This is a genomic window from Candidatus Lernaella stagnicola (genome assembly GCA_030765525.1).
GTDB classification, from domain to species: Bacteria; Lernaellota; Lernaellaia; order Lernaellales; family Lernaellaceae; genus Lernaella; species Lernaella stagnicola.
The window spans coordinates 44,877-63,708 of sequence record JAVCCK010000023.1; the positions used below are offsets into that span (position 1 = coordinate 44,877).

Below are 18,832 nucleotides of genomic sequence, written 5' to 3' on the forward strand. Positions count from 1 at the left end.
TCGGGTCGGTTGCACGGCCCAAAGAGGCTCTAGAATAGAAAAAAGGGGCAAGATGTCAATTGGAAGCCGGGCTGAACACGGATCATCTACTTAACCGGGCGGGTGACGAATCGGCCGGTTTCCACTAAGATTGACAGCCGAAAAAGGAGACCCGTCGTGAAAAAACTCACCCTGATGATCCTGTTGCTCGCCCTGCTCACGTTACCCCTCGCCCTCGCCTGCGACGATGACGACGACGACGATGACAATGACGACAACGACGACAACGATGACACCGCTCCCGGCGACGATGACGATGACAACGATGACGACAACGATGACGACAACGACGACGACGATGATGATAACGACGACGACAATGATGATGACGACGACACCACGCCCGCCGGCCCCTACGAGGGCATGACGCCGACCGGCCGCACCCTCGGCGATATGTCGGGCGTTTCCAGCCATATGAGCGACGGCGTCGCGCCCAACGCGCAGCGCACCTTCGAGATTTCCCAGTATGCCGTCTCGGGCATCACCCAGTTCCGCCGCGATTACCATTGGCGCGACATCGAACCCGAAGACGATCAGTGGAACTTCGAAGGCTACGACGTGATGACCGACCTGCTGATCGACGCCGGCATCGGCATCGACGCCATGCTGGCCTACGGTGTCGATTGGGCTATGCCCGGCGGCTCGCACGACGAAATCGACCCCGCGGAATACGGCGAATTCGCCGGGGCCGTGGCCGAGCATCTCGGCGACCGCATCGACCGCTACGAAATCTGGAACGAGGAAAACGCCGAGCGCTTCTGGAAACCGGCCCCGAACCCCGAGGCCTACGGCAACATTCTCAAAGCCGCGTACGCGACGATCCACGCCAACGACCCCACGGCGGATGTCATGTTCGGCGGCATCTCGCCTTTTGATATTCACATTTTCTTCGAGCCCTTTGTGTGGAATTGGATCGTGCGCGTCGCCGACGCTCACCCGGATATCTGCAACTACTTCGACAGCATGGCCATCCACCCCTACACCGCCCTCCAACAGCCGGGGCCCGAGCCCACCGTCGACCTAGGCTTTTGGGAATATCCCAGCCTCGTGGATTCCATCGACCACGCCCGCGAATTGCTGGCGGAAATCGGCTGCGGCGACAAGCCGATTCATCTCACCGAAATCGGTTGGCCGAGCCTGCTGATCGGCGACGAACGCCAAGGCGCGTTCCTTCCCCGCGGCCTGATGCTGGCCGCCGCGCGCGACGTGGAAAGTTACTATTGGTACACATTCTGGGACGGTGACGGCGTTGCGTCCCCGCCCACCGAGGATTACTTCGGCCTCTATGCGTGGCCCCGCGACGATCAAATCGCCAAGCCGAGTTTCCTCGCGTACGAAGGCCTTAACAGCCTGATGAGTGAGGCGCGCTACGCGGGCGACCTGGGCGCGGCTTTGGGTTGGGATCACAACGACTACGCGCTGGCTTTCGCCGATGACGCGGGGACGTGGACGGTCGGCCTGTGGCACTACAACATCAACATCAACCAGACGTCGGAAGTAACGGTGCCCCTGCATCCGGACGCCACGGGCTCGTGGACGCTTTACGATCAGGAAGGCAACGAACTCGACAGCGGTGACGGCGAGGTGACGGTCACGCTCGACGGGTGGGTGAAATACCTGCGATTCACCGTGGCGAATTGATCAGGTCTGTACTTTGTAACCGGCTTTGGTGATTTCCCGCACGACGGCCTCGGCATCGGGACGGTCGCCGCGAATCACCACGCGCCCGGCGTCCAATTCCACGATGGCTTCGCTCACACCGTGCACGGATTCGGCCGCTTTCTTGACACGATCCACGCACCCCATACAGGTCATTCCCAGGACGGTCATGGCCGTGCCGTCGGTCGCCGCTTCGTCGGGTTGCGCCGCGAACAGCTTGGCCCAAATGCGCCGGATGACGAAAAACGCCAGCAGGGCGATCAACAGCAACGAGGAAAGTATCGTCAGCCAACCGCCTTCGTGTTGATGCTGCATCACATCGCCCGCCACACCGCCCAGCACCCAGTCGAAGGTGAGGCCGAACACGATGCTCATGACCGCCACGACGCCGACGTAAACGATCACGACGCGCTTGCCGAGGCCGCGGTAGACCATGCCCAGCGTCGCCGCGTTGGTCGCCGGTCCGGCCATGAGGAACACCAGCGCCGTACCCAGCGGCATCCCGGCGGCGATCAGCGAAGCGGCGATCGGCACCGAACTGGTTGTGCATACATACAGCGGCAGCGAAATCGCCAGCGCCAAAAGCATGCCGCCCAAGCCTTGGGTCCACGACACCTGCGACAAGTAGCCTGTGGGTATGAAAATGGTAATCAACGCGGCGGCGGCGATGCCCGCGATGAGCCATAAGTCGATTGAGGCCAGCAGGTCGAACACCGCGTAGTGAATCGCCTCGCCCACGCGGCGCAGGAAACTCCGGCGCGGGCCGTCGTCATCCTCGCCCACCATGACCGGCGCGGCCTCAGCCTTCTCCCCCGCGTTGACGATCACGCCGCCGATCAAGCCGGTGACGAAGGCCGCCGCGACCTTGAAGATCGCAAAGGGCCAGCCGAGAAACGAGGCCGATACCAAAATCGAATCCACGCCGGTTTGCGGCGTACTGATTAAAAAGCCGGTGGCCGCGCCCTTCGACGCGCCGTCGTTTTTAAGGGAAATCGCCGTGGGCACCACGCCGCAGGAACAAAGCGGCATCGGCACGCCGATCAGCACCGCGTCCAGCACGTTGCGGAAGCGGCTGCCCGACAGGCGCCGCCGAATGAAGTGCCGCGGCACGAACTCGTGGATCGCCCCGGCTATCAAAAGGCCGAGCAACAACGCGGGCGCCAGATCCGCTACGATCTGCCAAACCGCCATTAAAAATTCGTTCATCCAGGCCACAGGGGCCTCCTTTCTGCTTGAACCAACTTAACCGGTAGTATTTGTTTGGCAAGCTTGGGGTCGCTAATAATAATGATATTTCAATAGCTTATAGGCGGTCTCGGGAGATTGGCTGTCATTACCGAAAAACGAGGCTCGCGCTCTACGTCAAACGAGCGATTTTCGTTTCAGCAGTTGTCACAGCAAACGATTGGATTCCATCGCGGGCCGATCTTGCGGGAAGGGGCGGCGTTTCGCGGCGGCCCGAGCGCCGGAACTATTGTCGCAGCCCGGCGCCCGGCGTCGCGTTTTTTTTCAGAGGTCTTATTTAACCGAGAGCAATTCGACGTCGAAAATGAGCGTCGTGTTGGGCGGAATCACACCACCGGCGCCGCGTGCGCCGTAGCCCAATTGCGGCGGAATGGTCAGCACACGCTTGCCGCCGACCTTCATGCCGGCCACGCCTTCGTCCCAGCCTTTGATGACGCGCCCGGCGCCGAGCGGAAAGCTGAACGGCTTGCCGCGATCCACCGAACTGTCAAACTTTTTGCCTTTTTTGCCGTCTTGCTGCAGCCAGCCCGTGTAATGCACGGTGACCGTCTTGCCCGACACGGCGGCGTCGCCGTCGCCGACTTTTAGGTCGTCGTAGATGAGGCCGCTGTCGGTTTTCACTTCCTTCGCCACGGCGACTGTGACCAGTGCGAGCGCGGCGACAACTACGATTATCCAGGTCCATTTTTTCATTGGCGTCTCCTTTGAGGTTGCGAAAGCGAAGCCTACCCCACCGGCCCGCCGGAGGTAAAGCACCGGATTTCAGATTTCCTGCGTTTTGTAAGACGGAACCGGGGTCGACGGCGGCACGTCCAGCGGCGCGATGAAATACTCGATGATCACCACGTACTCCAACGCCACGAGGCCGACTAAAAGATTCAGCATGCCGCGCAGGAATTGGCCGAGTTCGTCCGCGAATACAAATAGACTGCCCGTAAGAAAAACGACTGGGAAGACAAACGCCAACATCGCGTACAACATCTGCCGTTTGAGCACGACCCGCCGCGCGAGCATCGCCACGGCCATCGTCGTGCCGAAATACGCGACGTAACCGGTCAGTTGCGCCGCCAGCAGAAGAATGACCCGGTTCCACCCGAGAGTGAAATCCAGCGAACCTTGCAACAGCATGGCAATCGCGTTCGACGTAACGTTGACTAGTTCCATGCCGATCAGGCACCCCAGCCCCAACCAGAAAGCGTTACGCCAAGGCCGCGCCGCCTCGCCGGCACGTTTCAAGATCCACCAGAAGACGGTAATCATCAGGCCGAATTTGACGAACCCGATGAAGGAATTTTGAATAGCGCCCGCCAGCGCCAAGGCTTGCGCGGAGGCGCCGGGCCAGAGGGTGACACGGATGCCGTCGAAAGCAACATGCAATCCGAGGCTCAACAATACGAAAAAAATACCCGACGCACCGCCGAGCAAGAACCCTTTCCACCACCGGCGCGCCAACAGGGAGCTCACCAAGGCCATCATTAGCAGCGCCGCTAAGAAACAGGCGTCGGGAACGGTCAACATTAGCCAATAAGGAATGCTGTCTGCCGAAATGTTAGCCATCGCGTCTCCTCCCGCGTATCAGAAGGTGCCTAAATAAAATCTTCCTTGTTGCTCGAAAGCAAATACCGACCCAACTCGATCGCGCCGCGCAGCAACTCGCCGGGCCGCGTCGCATAACGCCTCAATTGGCGCCAAATCGTGCGCGGCCGGAAATAAAAACGGCGGTAAAAGCTTCGTTCGAGACGCAAATGGCGCTCGTATGCCGCCGCGTCTTTCGGTTGGCAGCGAAACGGCACGACGCTCACCTCGAGTTGGTCGCGCACGCGTTCGAACAGTTCAGTGCCCGGCCAATATTGCAGGCGCGTGACGATCACGTAGTCCAGCTTCGTCTCTTTGGCAAAGGCAACGCTCGCTTCGAAATCGGCCCGCGTCTCGCTCGGCCCGCCAACGATGAAAAAGCCCGACGCTTCCATGCCCGCCTGGTGTATGCGGCCAATCGCGCGGCGCATCGTCGCCAGGTCAGTGCCCTTTTTGTACTCGCGCAACATGCGATCCGAACCGCTTTCGACGCCGACATATAGTCGCCGACAACCGGCGCGCGCCATGTGTTCCACCGAGGCGGGCGTGATGCGGTCCAAACGCGCCAGCGCCGTCCACTCCAGGGGCCCGAGGCGCTGCAATCCTTCACAGATTTCCACGGTGCGCGATTCGTTGATGTTGAAGGTGTCGTCCATGAAGCGCAGCTTGCGTATGCCCAGGTCGGTGACAACACGCTCCGCTTCCGCAAGCACCGACGCCGCCGACCGCATCACCAGCATGCGGCCGAAGGTGCGCACGCAGAAGGTGCAGGGGTACGGGCAGCCGCGCGCCGTGAAAATCGCGGCGATGGGGCTGCCGAGCAAGGTTTCGCGGTAAAGATTCAAATCGACCGCGTCGTGGTCCGGAAAAGGCAGCGCGTCCAGGTCGGTGATGCGTTCGGGCGGCGGCCCGGCCACGATGCGCCCGTCCTGCCGCGCGGTGATGCCGGGAATATCTGACGGCGACTCGCCGTCGCGCCACGCTTCGAGCAACCGGCCCAGCGCGATTTCCGGCTCGCCGCCCACCACGGCATCCAGTTGCGACGCCGCTAATACTTCGCGGCCGAACATGGTCGGCAGGTAGCCCATGGCCACCACCGGCACGCCGGTCGACCGGCCAACCGCATCGCAAAAGGCCAAATCGCTTTCGAGCGTGGCGAAGCCCAGTTGCGCAAATACGACGTCCGGCTCGGCGGCCGTCACCGCTGCCACGCCCCCATCGCGGTCGAAGCCGCGCGCGATGCAATCGATCACGTCGGTTTGGCTGCCGAGTCGTTGCTTGAGCGCCGCCGACACATAGAGCAAATCGGTCGGCGGCAGCAAGAAATTGGGCGCGAAATATGATGCTACGAAGCGCCGCATGACCGGACGGCGGAACGGCGGGTTGACCAAGGCAATCCGCAGCGGCCGGTCGGCGGGCAGGCGGCTCATGACGATGCGTCGGTGTACCGTTGTTCCGAAGCCGTCTGCGCGGCGATCTCCCGGTTGCGGCGGCGATAGTGCTCGCGGCGCAAGTAGTTTTGCGCGACGCCCAAGACGCCCAACGCAACGCCGACGGGAATCATGACCAAGGCGATGAAATACCGGCCGATCAACTTAAGCATCGACGAGATCCTCCCATTCGGCGGGCAGATTGTCCGACACGGTGCGCAGCGCGGCGATGCGCTCGTCAAGATCGCCGCCTTCGGTGAAGTGCGTTTCGACGGCCTGCCGAACCAGAGGGCGTTTCTGCTCGCTGTATTCGAAGGTGTCGACTTCCCGCGCCGGTCCCGACAGTTCGCCATAGAAGAGCCGCGCATATACGTCGGCGGGCACGCCGAAAGGGCACGTCGGCTGGGTGTCGAAAAAGATGAACTGGTGCTTGAGCGCGGGCTTGAGCGACAGGCGCAGGTCGTCGAGTCGCCGGTCGCTGGCGACTTCGCGGTAGATCGGCGAGTAATGGCGGATGCCGAAACGCTGCCACAGTTGCTCGCGGTTGCGGCGCACGAAGGATTCGAGTTGTTCGGGAACCGTCGATTGCTTCTCGATACTGCCGTCGGCGATGACCGGGATATCGTGTTCCAGGTTGTAGATGATTGCGGCGGCGTGCATCGACATGCGACACCCCAGGCACACCAGGGCCGTGAGGTTGAAGCCGTACCTGCGCCAGTCGGTTTTCTTTTCGCCGAACAAGATTTTTTTGATCAGCGGGTCGACGGGCAGTATTTCGTGTTTGACCCGCTCCGCACCGAGTCGTTCCCGCAATAAGGGCACATGCCGCCGCGAGTTCTCGACGAAGAAAATGAACCCGGGATCGAAGGTCAGCAGCGTTAGCTCCTCCACCTTCTCGCCAATGAGATACGCGGCCAGCATGGAATCCGTGCCGCCCGAAAAAAGCACCGACGCGCGTTTGCCCAGCGCGTATTTCTTCGTAGTCATGGTTGTTCCTACCGTCGTCGTCGTTCGCCTCAGATTATGCCATGCCGCGCGCCGCTTCAAACGCCGTCACGATCTCCACGGGTCCGATTCGCTGCAAACCACTGTACAGCGCGTCGAACACCGTTTCGAAACCCTGCGGATAATAGTCCTGGAACGCGTGCGTCAACAACACCGCCGTGCCGCCCCGCGCCAGCACCCATCGCGCCTTTTCCAACCAAACCGCCGCGTAATCGGCGCGGCCCAGCGTCGCCAGGCGGTCGTCGAGCGGCAGGGTCACCGGCAGTTGCGTCATGCCGTCGAGCGGATAGGGCCGCAGGAAACCGCAGCCGTGATGCAGCCCGGCCTCGGCGTAGACGTCGGTGTCGGGAATGGAGCTGTCGTACGCGAACAGCGACGCAAGTTCCTGCCGCAGCCGGCGGTTGGTCAGCAGGCACGGCGCTCGATAGCCCTTGACGCCGAACCGTTCCAGCTCGTCGCGGCACTGCGTGAGTCGCGCCATGTAGTACGCGGGTTCGTAAAGAAGTTGCCGGTTGTCGTGCCGCCAACCATGCACGCCGATTTCATGTCCGGCAGCGACGAAGGCCGCCACGTCGTCGCCATGCTCGCACAGCACTTTCGCCGGGATGAAAAACGTGGCGCGAATGCCGCGATCGGCCTCCCACGCCGCCAGTCGCCGGGCAAACGCTAACTGTTCCGCTCCGTCCACGTCGTGACTGAACACGAAACGGGCGCGCCCGCGTTGCACTTCACAACCCAGAGAGCCCAGCACGGACTCCACGATGTCTTGCACCGGCCAGCGCGGATACACGGTGCGTTCCAGATCGACATGCCGCGCCCGCCGGCGCCGCACGAGCCGGTGATGAATCCACTGCCGCCAGCGACCGGGCACCACGCGATAGTTGAAGGGAAGATAGGCGCTGACCGGGCGGGTTGGAACGCGATACGCCTCGGCCAGATGATCTTCCACGACGCGGCACAGGTCGACGAAGAGCAACATCTCGCCGTTGATTTCTCCCAGCAGGGGAAACGATTCACCGGCGGGTGATTCCACCGTGATCGTCGCCCGCACCGTAGCGGTCGTTTTGATCAAATGGTCGAGGTAGAGCGCGGTGTCGTCGAATCCCGCGCTTCGGCAGGGGAACCACGCGTACCCGTCCGTGAAGTTCTCGGCTTCGCCGAAGCGTTGCACGGCTTTCGCATGAGCTTGGCGACACACCGCGACCGCGGATGCGCCGAAAAGGGAAACCAAGGCGTCGCTCATGACGCCCTCCCCGCTCCGGCGCGAACAAAGCGCAACAGGTCGGCGATCGTTTTGAGAATCACCGTGGGCCGGCTGCCGTTGGCCAGCCCGCCGGTACGGCGATGAAATTGGGACGGCACTTCAACAATGCGTAGGCCGCGTCGTCGGGCCCGCACCAGCAGTTCCTGTTGCATGAACACGCCTTCGGATTGGACGGGTAGCCGACCGACCGTGTTCATCCGCCACATGTGCACCCAATTGACGTCACGAAAACGCTGGCGAAAGACAAGATTGACCAGCCACACGTAAACCGCCGACTGCATCTTGCGCACCACGCCGTACCCTTCGCGATGCGTCCGGAAACCGATGACGATATCCGCGTTCGCCGCGGCATGCACGAACTCCGGCAACTCGTCGGGGTTGAACTGGCCGTCGGCGGGTACGTACGTGGCCAGGTCCTTCGCCGCATGTTCGAGGCCGGTGCGGATCGCGCGTCCGGAGCCGCGGTTGTCGTCGTGCCGCAGCAGGCGCACGTTTCGATCAGTCAATGTTTCCGCGACAGCGGCCGTCTCGTCGGTACTGCCGTCGTCGACGATCAACACCTCGTATTCGATCTTCCCTTCCAACGCGTCGCGCACGCCCGCCGCCACCGCCGCGATGGTTTGCGATTCGTTGAAGGCCGGAATGATGACACTGAGCGATTCCACGCGCTACTTCTCAAGCAGATAGCTGCCGAGAATGACGGCGTCGAGACCCGAAGTGTACAGGCAGGCCAGCGCGTCCTCGACCGACGCGCAAATCGGATCGCCTCGCTTATTGAACGAAGTGTTGAGAACCATCGGCACGCCGGTAGCCGCTTCAAAATGTGACAGCAAATCGAACAGCGCCTCGTCTTCGGACCGCGTCACCGTTTGCAGGCGAACGCTGCCGTCGTAATGCACGACCGCCGGGATGCGCTCGACGCTTTCGGGCAAAGCGCGAACCACCTTGTTCATGAAGGGCGTCGCCCGCGCGTTTTCGAAAAACTCGTCGACACCGCCCAGCGTGCAAACCGGCGCGAAAGGTCGAAACTCCTCCCGGTATTTGACCTTGGCGTTGGCCCGCTGCTTTGCCGCCGGGTCCCGTGGGTCGGCCAGGATGCTGCGCGCGCCCAAGGCGCGGGGGCCGTACTCCATGGCACCGTTCATCCAGCCGATGATGCTCCCGCGAGCAATCATATCGGCGGCGACGGCGGCTGGGTTCTCCAGCTTCTGGTGATGCAGGTTGTATTTCGACAAGGCGCGAAGCACGGATTCATCGTCGAACGAGGGGCCGAGGTGGTCGGTATACGGCTCGGACAACCGCGGCGTTACGCCAAGATGGTCGGAGAGCAGAAACGCCGCGCCCAGCGGTCCGCCGCCGTCATGCGCGGGCGGCAGGATGAAAATCTCCTCGAACCCGGCCTCGCGCTCCAAGCGTCCCATAGCCACGGCGTTGAGCATGACGCCGCCCGCCAGACACAGACGCGGCGCGCCGGTTTCTTCGCGCAATTCGCGCGCCAGATGCAGGAGCACGCGTTCGACAGCCTCTTGCAGCGCTGCGGCGAGATCGAGGTGGTCGGCGGTGAGGTCGCCGTCGGGCCGACGCGGTGATCCAAAGGCTTGTACGAATTTCGGCGAGAAGCGATGTCGTCCGCGCTGGAAGTACGAGAAGTAGGAAAGGTCGACCTCAAAGCCGCCCGCGTGGGTGCGCAGGATGCGGTCGAACTCGGTGCGAAAGCGCTCGGAATCGCCCATCCCGGCCAGCGCCATTACCTTGCCTTCACCGTTGTTGGGTCGGAAGCCGAGAAACTCGGTCACCGCCGCGTACACCGAGCCGAGCGAATGCGGAAACGGGACGCTTCCCAAGGTTTCCAAGCGGCCGTCACGACCCACGGCGCGCAGGGTGGAAATCCGCTCGCCGTAGCCGTCGGCGGTGAGGATCGCCGCGTCCGGAAATCGTGAGGCATAGTACGCGCCCGCGGCGTGGCACAGGTGGTGATCGAAAAAATGTACGGCCAACGTGCGGTCGCCGATGGGGAGACGCATTTCCAGGTGGTCGCCGACATCTTCGCGGTCGGCTAGGGCCAGCAGCTTGGCGGGGATGATCTCCAGATACTCGCGTTGGTCGCGGTAAGTTGTTTCGCGCAGGCGATTCGGTGCGTGAAGATGCACGGCCGGATTCCACGAGACGGCGACGGCTTCGATGTTCTCCAACGAGACTCCGGCGCTGCGCAAACAGAAATCGATCGCCCCGGTCGGGTAGGCCGACGAGTGTTTCACGCGGTCGAAACGCTCTTGCAACGCCGCCGCCACGGGTTTGCCGTCGTCAAGGACAACAGCCGCGGAATCCAAGGAGAAATTGAGTGCCAATAGGTGCAAAAAGCCCGCCTCACTTTGATTGCTATACAGAAGGCGGGATGGTAGCATGATTGCCCATGTTTTGCCACGGTCGCGCGTGGCTTCCCGGACAACCAGAAAACAAGGAAGTCCATGAAAAGTCCTTTCGAAATACTCCGCCGGTTGCCGAAATTCGGCGGCTATTTGGTTAAGAAGCCGGGGTTTGCCTACCACGCCGCGGGCCACGTGCTGCGCGAGAAATGGCGCGGCGAACGTTTGATTACCGCCATCGAATACGGCGTGACCTACAAATGTCAGGCTAAGTGCGAGAAATGCTCGGCGCTGAAGATGGACGACCCCACGCGCCCCAAACTCACCGACGACCAACTGCGGCAACTCGGCGACGACTGCTACCGCTGGGGCGTGTACGAGGCGAATTTCACCGGCGGCGAGCCCCTGGTGGACAAGCGCTTGGAAGATATCATCTCGTTCTTCCATCCCGAACGTACCTTCATCGGCATCAACACCAACGGCGCATTGCTCGATCGCCGCCGCATCATGACCCTGCGCGCGGCGGGCGCGGACCTGTTCAAGATCAGCCTCGACTCGCCCATCGCTGCCGAGCACGACGCAAGCCGCGGCATCCCCGGACTCTTCGACCACATTTTCGAGACGCTGCGCATCATTCAGGAAACGCCCGGCGTTCGCGGGCACCTGTGCATGGTCACGACGCGCGAGGCGGTCGAGTCCGGGCAGGTGAGCCAAACCTTGGCTTTGGCCAAGAAATACGACGCCACGTTGGGAATGGTGTTCCCCTCGGTAACCGGCGGCTGGTCGCGGCAGCACGAAGTGATGATCGAAGATACGCACCGCGACAAGCTGCGGCGCATCGCCGAGGACCCGGCAGTGTTTTTCCAAGGCAACGTCGGCAAGGGAGAATTCCGCTGCCCCTGCGGCACGCGCGAGATTTACATCACCTGCTACGGCGACATCATCCCCTGCCCCTTCATCCAAATCGCCTTCGGCAACATCACCGACGAGCCCTTCGATGCCATCTACCGGCGCATGTCCGGCTGGGACATGCTGGCCAAGCGCGACCACATGTGCCACGGCGCGCAGGATCGCGAATTCATCGAAAAGTACAACGACCCGCTGGCCGGTGAAGACGTGCTGCCGATTGCCTACGACCGGCACCCCAGCGGCATCGACGTCAAGCCGTGAACACCGACCACTTGTCACCTCATCCGATGTGGGCGCGTCTTCTTGTGGCGCGAACCTGGGAGATGTTCCCCAGCGTTCGCGGCATGCGCCGCGCGATCGCCGAGGAAGTCGCTACATCCGCCGTGCTGGAGATCGGCTGCGGTTTCGGCATGAACCTGCGCCACATGCGCGGACCATACATCGGCCTGGACCTCGACGAGCTCATGATGTGCAAAGCCCGCGAACTGCACCCGCATGCCGAGTTTCTGGCGGGCACGGTCGATGACCACATCGCGGCGCTGGCGGGGATTCCTCTGGTTCTGTTTTCGATCGTCTTGCACGAACTGCCGCCCGGGATACGTCGCGACGTGCTCGATGCGGCGGCGCGCACGGCAAGCGAACGAATTTTGATCTTCGACTACAACCCGCAGATGTCCGCGTTCAAGAAGTGGCAAATCTCGTTACTGGAAGAGGGGCCGCTCGCCGACTTCTGGAATTTTTCGTTGGCGGATTTTTTTCACGAGCGCGGCTGGCGGGAAGAAGGCAGCCGCCCGGTCAACCACCGGTTCTATATGTGGCGGTTCCGGAAGGCCGACTAAGTAAGCGACGCCACAGGTGCGACGTGGCCATGTACGCCAGGTCCCACACGATCCACGGGCTGCGAATCGACCGTAACCGCCGCAGGATGTAACGCCATCGATAATACAGCCGCCCGTAGGCGCGATCGATAAGCTTTTCGACCTCCTCCGTCGACACTTGGTACGCGGGCGAAGGTTTGCGGTAACCGGGATACGCCGGGTCGAATTCGAGGCCGCAGCGCTGCGTGATCGCCGCCCCGCGAAACGGCACGAAGAGGAAGAAGATCGAGTAATCCGCGTCGATCTTTTCGGCGAAGTCGACCGTGCGCCCCATCGCGGCGCGGCTTTCGCCGGGCAAGCCCAGCAGGTAGTTGGCCACGATCTCCAACCCAACGCGTCGCGCCGTGGCAATCGCCTCCAACGCCTGCGCCGTCGTGAGCTTTTTATTGACTTGGCCCAGCGTTTCGTCGTCGCCGCTCTCGATGCCGATTTCCACGCGGTAGCAGCCCGCCGCTTTCATGATGCGCAGTAGGCCCTCGTCCATCAGGTCGACGCGCCCGGTGCACATCCAATCCAGCGGCTCCCCGTTGGCCCGAATCAACTCGGCGAAGCCCTCCAGCACGGGCCGGTTGATCATCAGCACGTCGTCGATGAAGCGGATGTCGTGGATGTCGTGCTCGCGGCGAATGCCGCTGATCTCTTCGTAGATGCTCGCGGCCGAGCGGTAGCGGACCGGACCGTCGTGCACCGACTTCTCGCAAAATTCACAACTGTAGGGGCAGCCGCGATGCGTGAATATGCTCGTCGAACGGCGCTGCCGCTTGTAGGCGGGCCCGCCGCGGTATTCCTGAAGCGGCAGCAGGTGGCGGGCCGGAAAGGGCACGGCGTCGGGCTGAACTTTCGGGGAGCGCTCCACGTCGGGAGAGGCCGGAGTGGCCACACCGGCAGCGGTGTCGACGCGTGGCAGGGCGTGGCAGAAATCGACGATCGTCTCCTCCGCTTCGCCGAGGAAAACCGCGTCGAACAGGCCGGTGTCGAGATAGCGCGCGGTTTGGATCGTTGCATCGGCGCCGCCGGCTACGAATTTTGTCGCCTCGCCGAGTCGCTGCCGCAGCCGCGCGGCAACCGCCACGGTATCCTCGTACGTCGCCGCCAAGGTGCTGATGCCGACCAGGTCCGGCGACCAGCCAACGATGTCCGTCTCCCCCCGGTGGCGTTGCGACGCGAGATTGAAATCGAACACCCGCACGGCGTGGCCTTCGTTTTCCAACACGGCGGCCAGGTACAGCAATCCGAGCGGCGGCAGATCGGAACGGCCCAGGCGTTCGAATGCGCTTTTGGCGGGTAAGGCCGGATGGATCAACGCGACGCGCAAACATCCGGATGGTGCGGCCTTTTTCATCTCGGTGAAAGTAGCACATGGCATCGGGAGCGGCAAACTTTTCGCCGCGTCCCACGTCTTTGTTGACGCTCCGCGCCGCGTGCTACACAATCACTTTCATGCAACACCAATCACCGGCCGTCGCGCCCCGCCTGCTCATTACCGGCGGGGCCGGTTTTCTGGGCACGAACCTCGCCGCTGCAGCGGTAGCATCCTGCGAAGTCGTGTTGCTGGACAACCTCGCGCGCAACTCGCTTCCCAACGTGCCCGCCGCGCAGCGCGAGCGCTATCGCTTGATCGAAGGCGACGTGACCAACCCGCAGGATCTGGCCGAAGCCGCGCGCGACGCCCATTTCGTGGTGCATCTGGCCGCCATCGCGGGCGTGCACAACTACTACGAACGGCCGTTTGACGTATTGCGCGTCAATGCCGGCGGCACGCTCGCACTGCTTCAGGCGCTGACACCACAGCCGCCGCAACGCCTCGTGTTTGTATCCACCAGCGAGGTCTACGGTCGCCACGCCGCCGACGCCAAGGAAGACGACCTGCTGCAAGTCGATCACTACGCCGAGATGCGTTGGACCTACGCCGTTTCGAAAATTGCCGCCGAAAAAGCCTGCCTCGCTTGGGGCAAACAATTCGGCACGGAAGTCGTTTGCCTGCGCCCCTTCAACATTTACGGGCCCGGCCAAACCGGCGCGGGAGCCGTGCGCGACATGATCCTCGCCGGCCTTGCCGGACGCGATCTGATCCTGCATGGCGACGGCTCGCAAGTTCGAGCTTGGTGCTACGTGGATGATTTCACCAGCGCCGTCATGGCCGCGTTGCACGCGCCGGACATCGAGGGCGAGGTGTTCAACATCGGCAATCCGGACGCCGCGGTGACCGTCGCCGAGTTGGCCAAACAGATCGTCGCAGCCACCGGCAATCGTTCGCGCATTCGACGCGAGGCGCATTTCGGCACCGACATTCCCTATCGCACGCCCAACGTCGATAAAGCGCGCGCCCGCTTGGGTGTGGCGCCCGCGACCCCGTTATCCGAAGGCCTGCAACAAACCGTAGCGTGGTACCGTGATCATGAATAAAGACAAAACCATCCGCATGGCGCACCCGCAGTTCAGCGACGCGCTGCAGGATTCCATCGACGACATTCTGGCCGGCGGTCGCTTGATTCAGGGCGAATATCGACGCGCCTTCGAAGCGGCATTGGCGGCGCACTTCGGCGTGAAGCATGCCGTCACTTTCAATTCGGGCACTACCGCGCTTTTCGCGGCGCTGCACAGTCTCGACCTCGACGCGCGCGCCCCGGTTATTGTCCCCGATTACGGTTTCATCGCCACAGCCAACGCGGTTGAGTTTTGTGGAGCCGACGCGGTGTTCGCCGACGTCGATCCCGATGACTGTGGTCTCTCGCCCGCCTGGCTGGTCGACCACGCCCCGCCCAACGCCGCCGCCGTGGTCGTCGTCCATCAATTCGGATTGCCCGCCAAACTGACGGCGATTCGTGAATGGGCCGACCGCCACGGCGCCCGTGTCATTGAAGACTCGGCCTGCGCCTTGGGCACCACCTGCGACGGCGTCCCGCTGGGCGCCGCATCTGGTATCGGCGTCTTGAGCTTTCATCCGCGAAAGATCGTCACGACCGGCGACGGCGGCGCGTTGTTGACCGACGAGGACGAGTTCGCCGCCCGCGCCACGGCGCTGGCCAATCACGGCCGCGCGGCGGGTATTGAAGCGCGACTCGGCTTAAACCTCCGGCTGCCGGAGATCGCCTGCGCGATGGGCCTGGAACAACTAGCCCGGCTCGGCGCGATGATCGCCGTGCGTCGTAAGATCGGGGAAGCCTACGGCTACCTGCTGGCCGACTCGCCGTTGACGTTGCCCGCGCCGCGTCCCGGCGTCGGATGGAATCACCAAACCTATTTCGTTTTGCTGCCCGCCGGCGTCGACCGCGCCCGCCTGCTGGAGCACCTGCATCACGCGGGCATCGAGGCAAACGTACCGGCGCAATCGCTCAGCGACGATCCTCTCTACCGCGACCGTGGCGGCAGTGCCCCGGCAAGGACGGCGGTCTCTTGCGACTTGGCCCGTCGCGCGGTGGGTGTGCCGTGCCACGATTCAATGACCATTGACGACGCGCGGCGCGTTGCCGACGTGTTGCTTCGCGCCCTCGACGCGGCTAGGATTGGCGCGTAACAATCCGTCCGTATTCCGAGGTTACCTCATGTGTGATGCCAGAGTTTTTCCCGAAACGATCATCGGTCCCGAGGCCATACTCGAAGACGGCTGCGTGATCGGCTGCCCGCCCAAATACGGCGAAACCGTGCCCGCGCGGCTGGGCCGCGAAGCGCACGTTCGCTCGCACACCGTGATTTACGCGGGCACCATCATCGGCGATCACTTTTTCTGCGGACATCACGTCACGATTCGTGAGAACTGCCGCATCGGCCAGGATGTCAGCGTCGGCACCGGCAGCGTGTTGGAGCATAGCGTGGAACTCGAGGACGGCGTGCGCCTGCACTCGTCGGTGTACGTGCCGGAGTTCACCGTGCTGCGCGCCGGGTGCTGGATCGGCCCGCGCGCCTGCTTCACCAACGCCAAATACCCGACCTTCTCCGGCAGCAAGGACCACTTGGCGGGCGTCGAAGTCGGCCCTGGGGCGATCGTCGGCGCGAATGCCACAATTTTGCCGGGTGTGAAAATCGGCGAACGCGCGTTCGTCGGCGCCGGAGCCGTCGTCACTCACGACGTCCCGCCGGGCGTGGTCGTGGTCGGCAACCCGGCCCGCGCGCTTCGCCCGGTGCAGCATATCTCCTACTAAGGCCATGGCCATGCGCGTTCCACTCGCCGACCTTTCCGCTCAATACCGCGCGTTGCAAGACGATATCGACCAGGCCGTGCAGCGCGTGCTGGCCGGCGGGCGCTTCATCAACGGCGAAGAAGTCGAAGCCTTCGAAAGCGAATTCGCCGCCTATGTCGATGCCGTCCATGCGGTGGCCGTCGGCAACGGTACCGACGCCCTGGCGCTCGCGTTGCAGGCTTCCGGATTGCCGCCCGGCGCGAAAGTGCTGGTTCCGGCCCACACCTTTCACGCCACCGTCGAGGCGGTTTATCTGGCCGGCATGCAGCCTGTCGTCACCGACGTGCATCCCGAATCACTGCTGCTCGACGCCGACGCCCTTCGGCGCGCGCTAACTGATTCGATCCGCGCCGTCGTGCCCGTGCATCTCTACGGCTACCCCGCGGCCATGGAGGCAATCGTCGCCCTGGCCGGGGAACGCAACCTGGTCGTGATCGAAGACGCCGCCCAAGCCCACGGCTGCCGCCTCGCCGGTCGGCACGCGGGCACTTGGGGCGCCGCGGGCGCATTCAGCTTTTTCCCCGGCAAGACGCTGGGCGCATACGGCGACGGCGGGATGATCGTCACCGGCGATAACACTTTGGCCGACACGGCGCGCCGCTTGCGCAACCACGGACGCCCCGCCCGCGCCGGAGAGCATGGGCGCAACAGTCGGCTCGACGAGATGCAGGCCGCCGTGCTGCGCGTCAAGCTGCGTCATCTGGATGCGTGGGTGGAACGTCGCCGCGACATCGAGGCCCGTTACCGGGAGCGGCTGCCCGAGAATCGCGGCTTCGCTTTCCTGCCCGCACCGCCGCAGGCCGAAATCGCGCCGCTCAACGTCGTGATTCGCACCGCGCGCCGCGACGCCCTGGCGACCTACCTCGCCGAACGCGGCATCGAGGCCAAGCCGCACTACGCGCAAACGGTCGTCGAATCGGACGCCTATCGGCACCTGACGCCTGCCGACGGTCCGCCGGCAAACGCGATCGTCGCCGCGCGCACGGTGTTGAGCCTTCCCAATTATCCGGAAATGACGGACGCACAGGTGGATTACGTTATCGACGCCGTCGCGGCGTTTCTGGAAGACAATCCCTCAGCCTGACAGCAACCTCACCAGCAGCGACTTCTTGATCGTGATGCCCTGCTCCGGGCACAGCTCGAAGCAGCAAAAGCACTCGGTACACTTAGCGCGGTTGATGGTGAGAACGTCGTCTGCGATGGCGATGGCGCCGACCGGGCAGGACCGCTCGCACAAGCCGCAGCGCGTGCAACCGGCGTCGTTCCATGTCGGCCGCACCGTGAAGAAATAGCGGTTGAGCAGGCGCAGCAGCCACGAAGGCATGGCGCGCATCATCGTGTTGCTGCACAGCGCGAAGGCCGTGGGCTTGGTGTCATCGATCGACTCGCCGACGACTTCGATTTCCTCGGCGCGGTTTTCTCCCAAGCCGCGACGGTGCGCGGGCGCAATGGTCGGTATCAGTTCCGGCCGGTACCCGATAATCCGCGCTGCCACGTGGTCGAGCGCGACGCCGTCGGCCGAAGCCAGGATCGCGCCGATGTGAAAGGGCGACCCCTTGGAAGGCCCATTGCCCGCCATGGCCAGCACGGCGTCCATGACCGACAGGCGCGGGCGCAACACTGAGTAGATGTCGAGCAGGGCGTTGCCCAAATCGTTCGGGCTGGGGGCGAGCCGGTGCACGATCAACTTACCCGCGCCGGGCAGGCAGCCGAGCATGTTCTTCACCGCGCCGGTCATCAGGGTTTCGATGTGGGTCTTGAGTTTGGGAACGCTGATGATCGCGTCCGCTTCCAGCACGGCCTTCGAGACGCGAATCTCACGCAAATAAGTTCCGTCGGGGATTTCCACCGTCTCCGAACCCGCCGTCTCCAGCAGCACGGTTTCGACGCCGTGCTCGCGGGCCAGCGGGCCGACACCGGATTCCTCGAGGGCCTTTTCCGACAGGCCGTAGTCGGCGCCGCCGCAGGAATCGCCGATCACCGGATGCGCGCCCAGTTCCCTGACCAGCAGGGCCAGCGCCACGGCGACCGCCGGATGGGTCACGACCGCCTGTTCGGGCGCGGCGGCGCGAAGCATGCTGATTTTGATCAGTACGCGTTCGTCCTCGCTGACGAATTTCGCCAGCCCGCCGAGGTGGTCGAGCGCGGCGCGAAGCCGGTCGATGACCTGCTCGAGTTGGTAGTCCGGGCAATGGCTGATGGCGACTTGCGACACGACTGGTCTCCCTTTGTTTTCTTTTTTTGTCGCACTACGTCGTGGTTCTTGTCAAAGTCACGTACA

The 18,832-nt window shown here is 63.2% G+C and carries 18 protein-coding genes; 7 read left to right on the forward strand and 11 right to left on the reverse strand.

From position 1 onward, the window contains the following. The first annotated feature begins 156 nt into the window (after positions 1-156). Complete coding sequence (locus P9L99_10765; GenBank protein ID MDP8223831.1) at positions 157-1,680, forward strand: hypothetical protein; 1,524 nt, start codon at positions 157-159, stop codon at positions 1,678-1,680. Here the strand turns inward: P9L99_10765 and P9L99_10770 are convergent, their stop codons facing one another. The 9 genes from P9L99_10770 to P9L99_10810 form a co-directional block, all read right to left on the reverse strand. Continuing rightward, positions 1,681-2,904 carry a permease gene (locus tag P9L99_10770; GenBank protein ID MDP8223832.1) on the reverse strand — a complete coding sequence of 408 codons (1,224 nt, stop codon included), beginning with the start codon at positions 2,902-2,904 and terminating at the stop codon, positions 1,681-1,683. A gap of 312 nt (positions 2,905-3,216) precedes the next feature. Continuing rightward, positions 3,217-3,636: an FKBP-type peptidyl-prolyl cis-trans isomerase gene (locus tag P9L99_10775; GenBank protein ID MDP8223833.1), complete on the reverse strand. Its 420-nt coding sequence runs from the start codon at positions 3,634-3,636 to the stop codon at positions 3,217-3,219. A gap of 69 nt (positions 3,637-3,705) precedes the next feature. Further along, positions 3,706-4,500 carry a hypothetical protein gene (locus tag P9L99_10780; GenBank protein ID MDP8223834.1) on the reverse strand — a complete coding sequence of 265 codons (795 nt, stop codon included), beginning with the start codon at positions 4,498-4,500 and terminating at the stop codon, positions 3,706-3,708. Between the two features lie 29 nt (positions 4,501-4,529). Further along, positions 4,530-5,948, reverse strand: coding sequence for a radical SAM protein (locus P9L99_10785; protein ID MDP8223835.1), 1,419 nt, complete (start codon positions 5,946-5,948; stop codon positions 4,530-4,532). Continuing rightward, entirely contained in the window at positions 5,945-6,121 is a 177-nt protein-coding gene (locus P9L99_10790; GenBank protein MDP8223836.1) for a hypothetical protein, read from the reverse strand. Before P9L99_10790 ends, P9L99_10785 begins: the two co-directional genes overlap by 4 nt. Next, on the reverse strand, positions 6,114-6,935 hold the full coding sequence (locus P9L99_10795) for a hypothetical protein (GenBank protein MDP8223837.1): 822 nt from the start codon (positions 6,933-6,935) through the stop codon (positions 6,114-6,116). The genes P9L99_10790 and P9L99_10795 overlap by 8 nt, the downstream gene beginning before the upstream one ends. A gap of 34 nt (positions 6,936-6,969) precedes the next feature. Further along, positions 6,970-8,196, reverse strand: a complete 1,227-nt coding sequence (locus P9L99_10800) for a polysaccharide deacetylase family protein (protein MDP8223838.1) — start codon at positions 8,194-8,196, stop codon at positions 6,970-6,972. Next, on the reverse strand, positions 8,193-8,882 hold the full coding sequence (locus P9L99_10805) for a glycosyltransferase family 2 protein (protein ID MDP8223839.1): 690 nt from the start codon (positions 8,880-8,882) through the stop codon (positions 8,193-8,195). The genes P9L99_10800 and P9L99_10805 overlap by 4 nt, the downstream gene beginning before the upstream one ends. Before the next feature lie 3 nt (positions 8,883-8,885). Further along, positions 8,886-10,574: a carbamoyltransferase C-terminal domain-containing protein gene (locus tag P9L99_10810; protein ID MDP8223840.1), complete on the reverse strand. Its 1,689-nt coding sequence runs from the start codon at positions 10,572-10,574 to the stop codon at positions 8,886-8,888. A gap of 111 nt (positions 10,575-10,685) precedes the next feature. Between P9L99_10810 and P9L99_10815 the strand changes: the two genes are divergently transcribed. Both P9L99_10815 and P9L99_10820 read left to right on the forward strand, forming a co-directional pair. Continuing rightward, positions 10,686-11,753, forward strand: a complete 1,068-nt coding sequence (locus P9L99_10815; protein ID MDP8223841.1) for a radical SAM protein — start codon at positions 10,686-10,688, stop codon at positions 11,751-11,753. Between the two features lie 44 nt (positions 11,754-11,797). Beyond that, the gene (locus P9L99_10820) at positions 11,798-12,331 is read left to right on the forward strand and encodes a class I SAM-dependent methyltransferase (protein MDP8223842.1); all 534 of its coding nucleotides are present in this window, start codon (positions 11,798-11,800) and stop codon (positions 12,329-12,331) included. Here the strand turns inward: P9L99_10820 and P9L99_10825 are convergent. After that, a complete protein-coding gene (locus tag P9L99_10825) occupies positions 12,288-13,685 on the reverse strand; it encodes a radical SAM protein (GenBank protein ID MDP8223843.1) in 1,398 nt (465 codons plus the stop codon). The two genes, P9L99_10820 and P9L99_10825, sit on opposite strands and share 44 nt — an antisense overlap. A 125-nt stretch (positions 13,686-13,810) precedes the next feature. Here P9L99_10825 and P9L99_10830 point away from each other — a divergent pair, with 125 nt between their 5' ends. Genes P9L99_10830 through P9L99_10845 form a run of 4 tightly spaced genes read left to right on the forward strand, consistent with a single transcriptional unit; the run spans position 13,811 to position 17,635 of the window. Beyond that, positions 13,811-14,776 carry an NAD-dependent epimerase/dehydratase family protein gene (locus P9L99_10830; GenBank protein ID MDP8223844.1) on the forward strand — a complete coding sequence of 322 codons (966 nt, stop codon included), beginning with the start codon at positions 13,811-13,813 and terminating at the stop codon, positions 14,774-14,776. Continuing rightward, positions 14,769-15,887 carry a DegT/DnrJ/EryC1/StrS family aminotransferase gene (locus P9L99_10835; protein MDP8223845.1) on the forward strand — a complete coding sequence of 373 codons (1,119 nt, stop codon included), beginning with the start codon at positions 14,769-14,771 and terminating at the stop codon, positions 15,885-15,887. Before P9L99_10830 ends, P9L99_10835 begins: the two co-directional genes overlap by 8 nt. 28 nt (positions 15,888-15,915) lie before the next feature. Next, positions 15,916-16,512, forward strand: coding sequence for a DapH/DapD/GlmU-related protein (locus P9L99_10840; protein ID MDP8223846.1), 597 nt, complete (start codon positions 15,916-15,918; stop codon positions 16,510-16,512). Between the two features lie 10 nt (positions 16,513-16,522). Continuing rightward, positions 16,523-17,635: a DegT/DnrJ/EryC1/StrS family aminotransferase gene (locus P9L99_10845; GenBank protein ID MDP8223847.1), complete on the forward strand. Its 1,113-nt coding sequence runs from the start codon at positions 16,523-16,525 to the stop codon at positions 17,633-17,635. Here P9L99_10845 and P9L99_10850 read toward each other — a convergent pair. Continuing rightward, positions 17,627-18,766, reverse strand: coding sequence for a DUF362 domain-containing protein (locus P9L99_10850; protein ID MDP8223848.1), 1,140 nt, complete (start codon positions 18,764-18,766; stop codon positions 17,627-17,629). The two genes, P9L99_10845 and P9L99_10850, sit on opposite strands and share 9 nt — an antisense overlap. Positions 18,767-18,832: the final 66 nt, after the last annotated feature.

Excerpts from the sequence above, each read along its gene's own strand:
- P9L99_10840 (MDP8223846.1), top strand. The coding sequence starts at position 15,916 with ATGTGTGATGCCAGAGTTTTTCCCGAAACGATCATCGGTCCCGAGGCC.
- P9L99_10790 (MDP8223836.1), bottom strand. The coding sequence starts at position 6,121 with ATGCTTAAGTTGATCGGCCGGTATTTCATCGCCTTGGTCATGATTCCC.
- P9L99_10780 (MDP8223834.1), bottom strand. The coding sequence starts at position 4,500 with ATGGCTAACATTTCGGCAGACAGCATTCCTTATTGGCTAATGTTGACC.
- P9L99_10795 (MDP8223837.1), bottom strand. The coding sequence starts at position 6,935 with ATGACTACGAAGAAATACGCGCTGGGCAAACGCGCGTCGGTGCTTTTT.
- P9L99_10800 (MDP8223838.1), bottom strand. The coding sequence starts at position 8,196 with ATGAGCGACGCCTTGGTTTCCCTTTTCGGCGCATCCGCGGTCGCGGTG.
- P9L99_10770 (MDP8223832.1), bottom strand. The coding sequence starts at position 2,904 with ATGAACGAATTTTTAATGGCGGTTTGGCAGATCGTAGCGGATCTGGCG.
- P9L99_10845 (MDP8223847.1), top strand. The coding sequence starts at position 16,523 with ATGCGCGTTCCACTCGCCGACCTTTCCGCTCAATACCGCGCGTTGCAA.
- P9L99_10815 (MDP8223841.1), top strand. The coding sequence starts at position 10,686 with ATGAAAAGTCCTTTCGAAATACTCCGCCGGTTGCCGAAATTCGGCGGC.
- P9L99_10830 (MDP8223844.1), top strand. The coding sequence starts at position 13,811 with ATGCAACACCAATCACCGGCCGTCGCGCCCCGCCTGCTCATTACCGGC.
- P9L99_10835 (MDP8223845.1), top strand. The coding sequence starts at position 14,769 with ATGAATAAAGACAAAACCATCCGCATGGCGCACCCGCAGTTCAGCGAC.
- P9L99_10775 (MDP8223833.1), bottom strand. The coding sequence starts at position 3,636 with ATGAAAAAATGGACCTGGATAATCGTAGTTGTCGCCGCGCTCGCACTG.
- P9L99_10785 (MDP8223835.1), bottom strand. The coding sequence starts at position 5,948 with ATGAGCCGCCTGCCCGCCGACCGGCCGCTGCGGATTGCCTTGGTCAAC.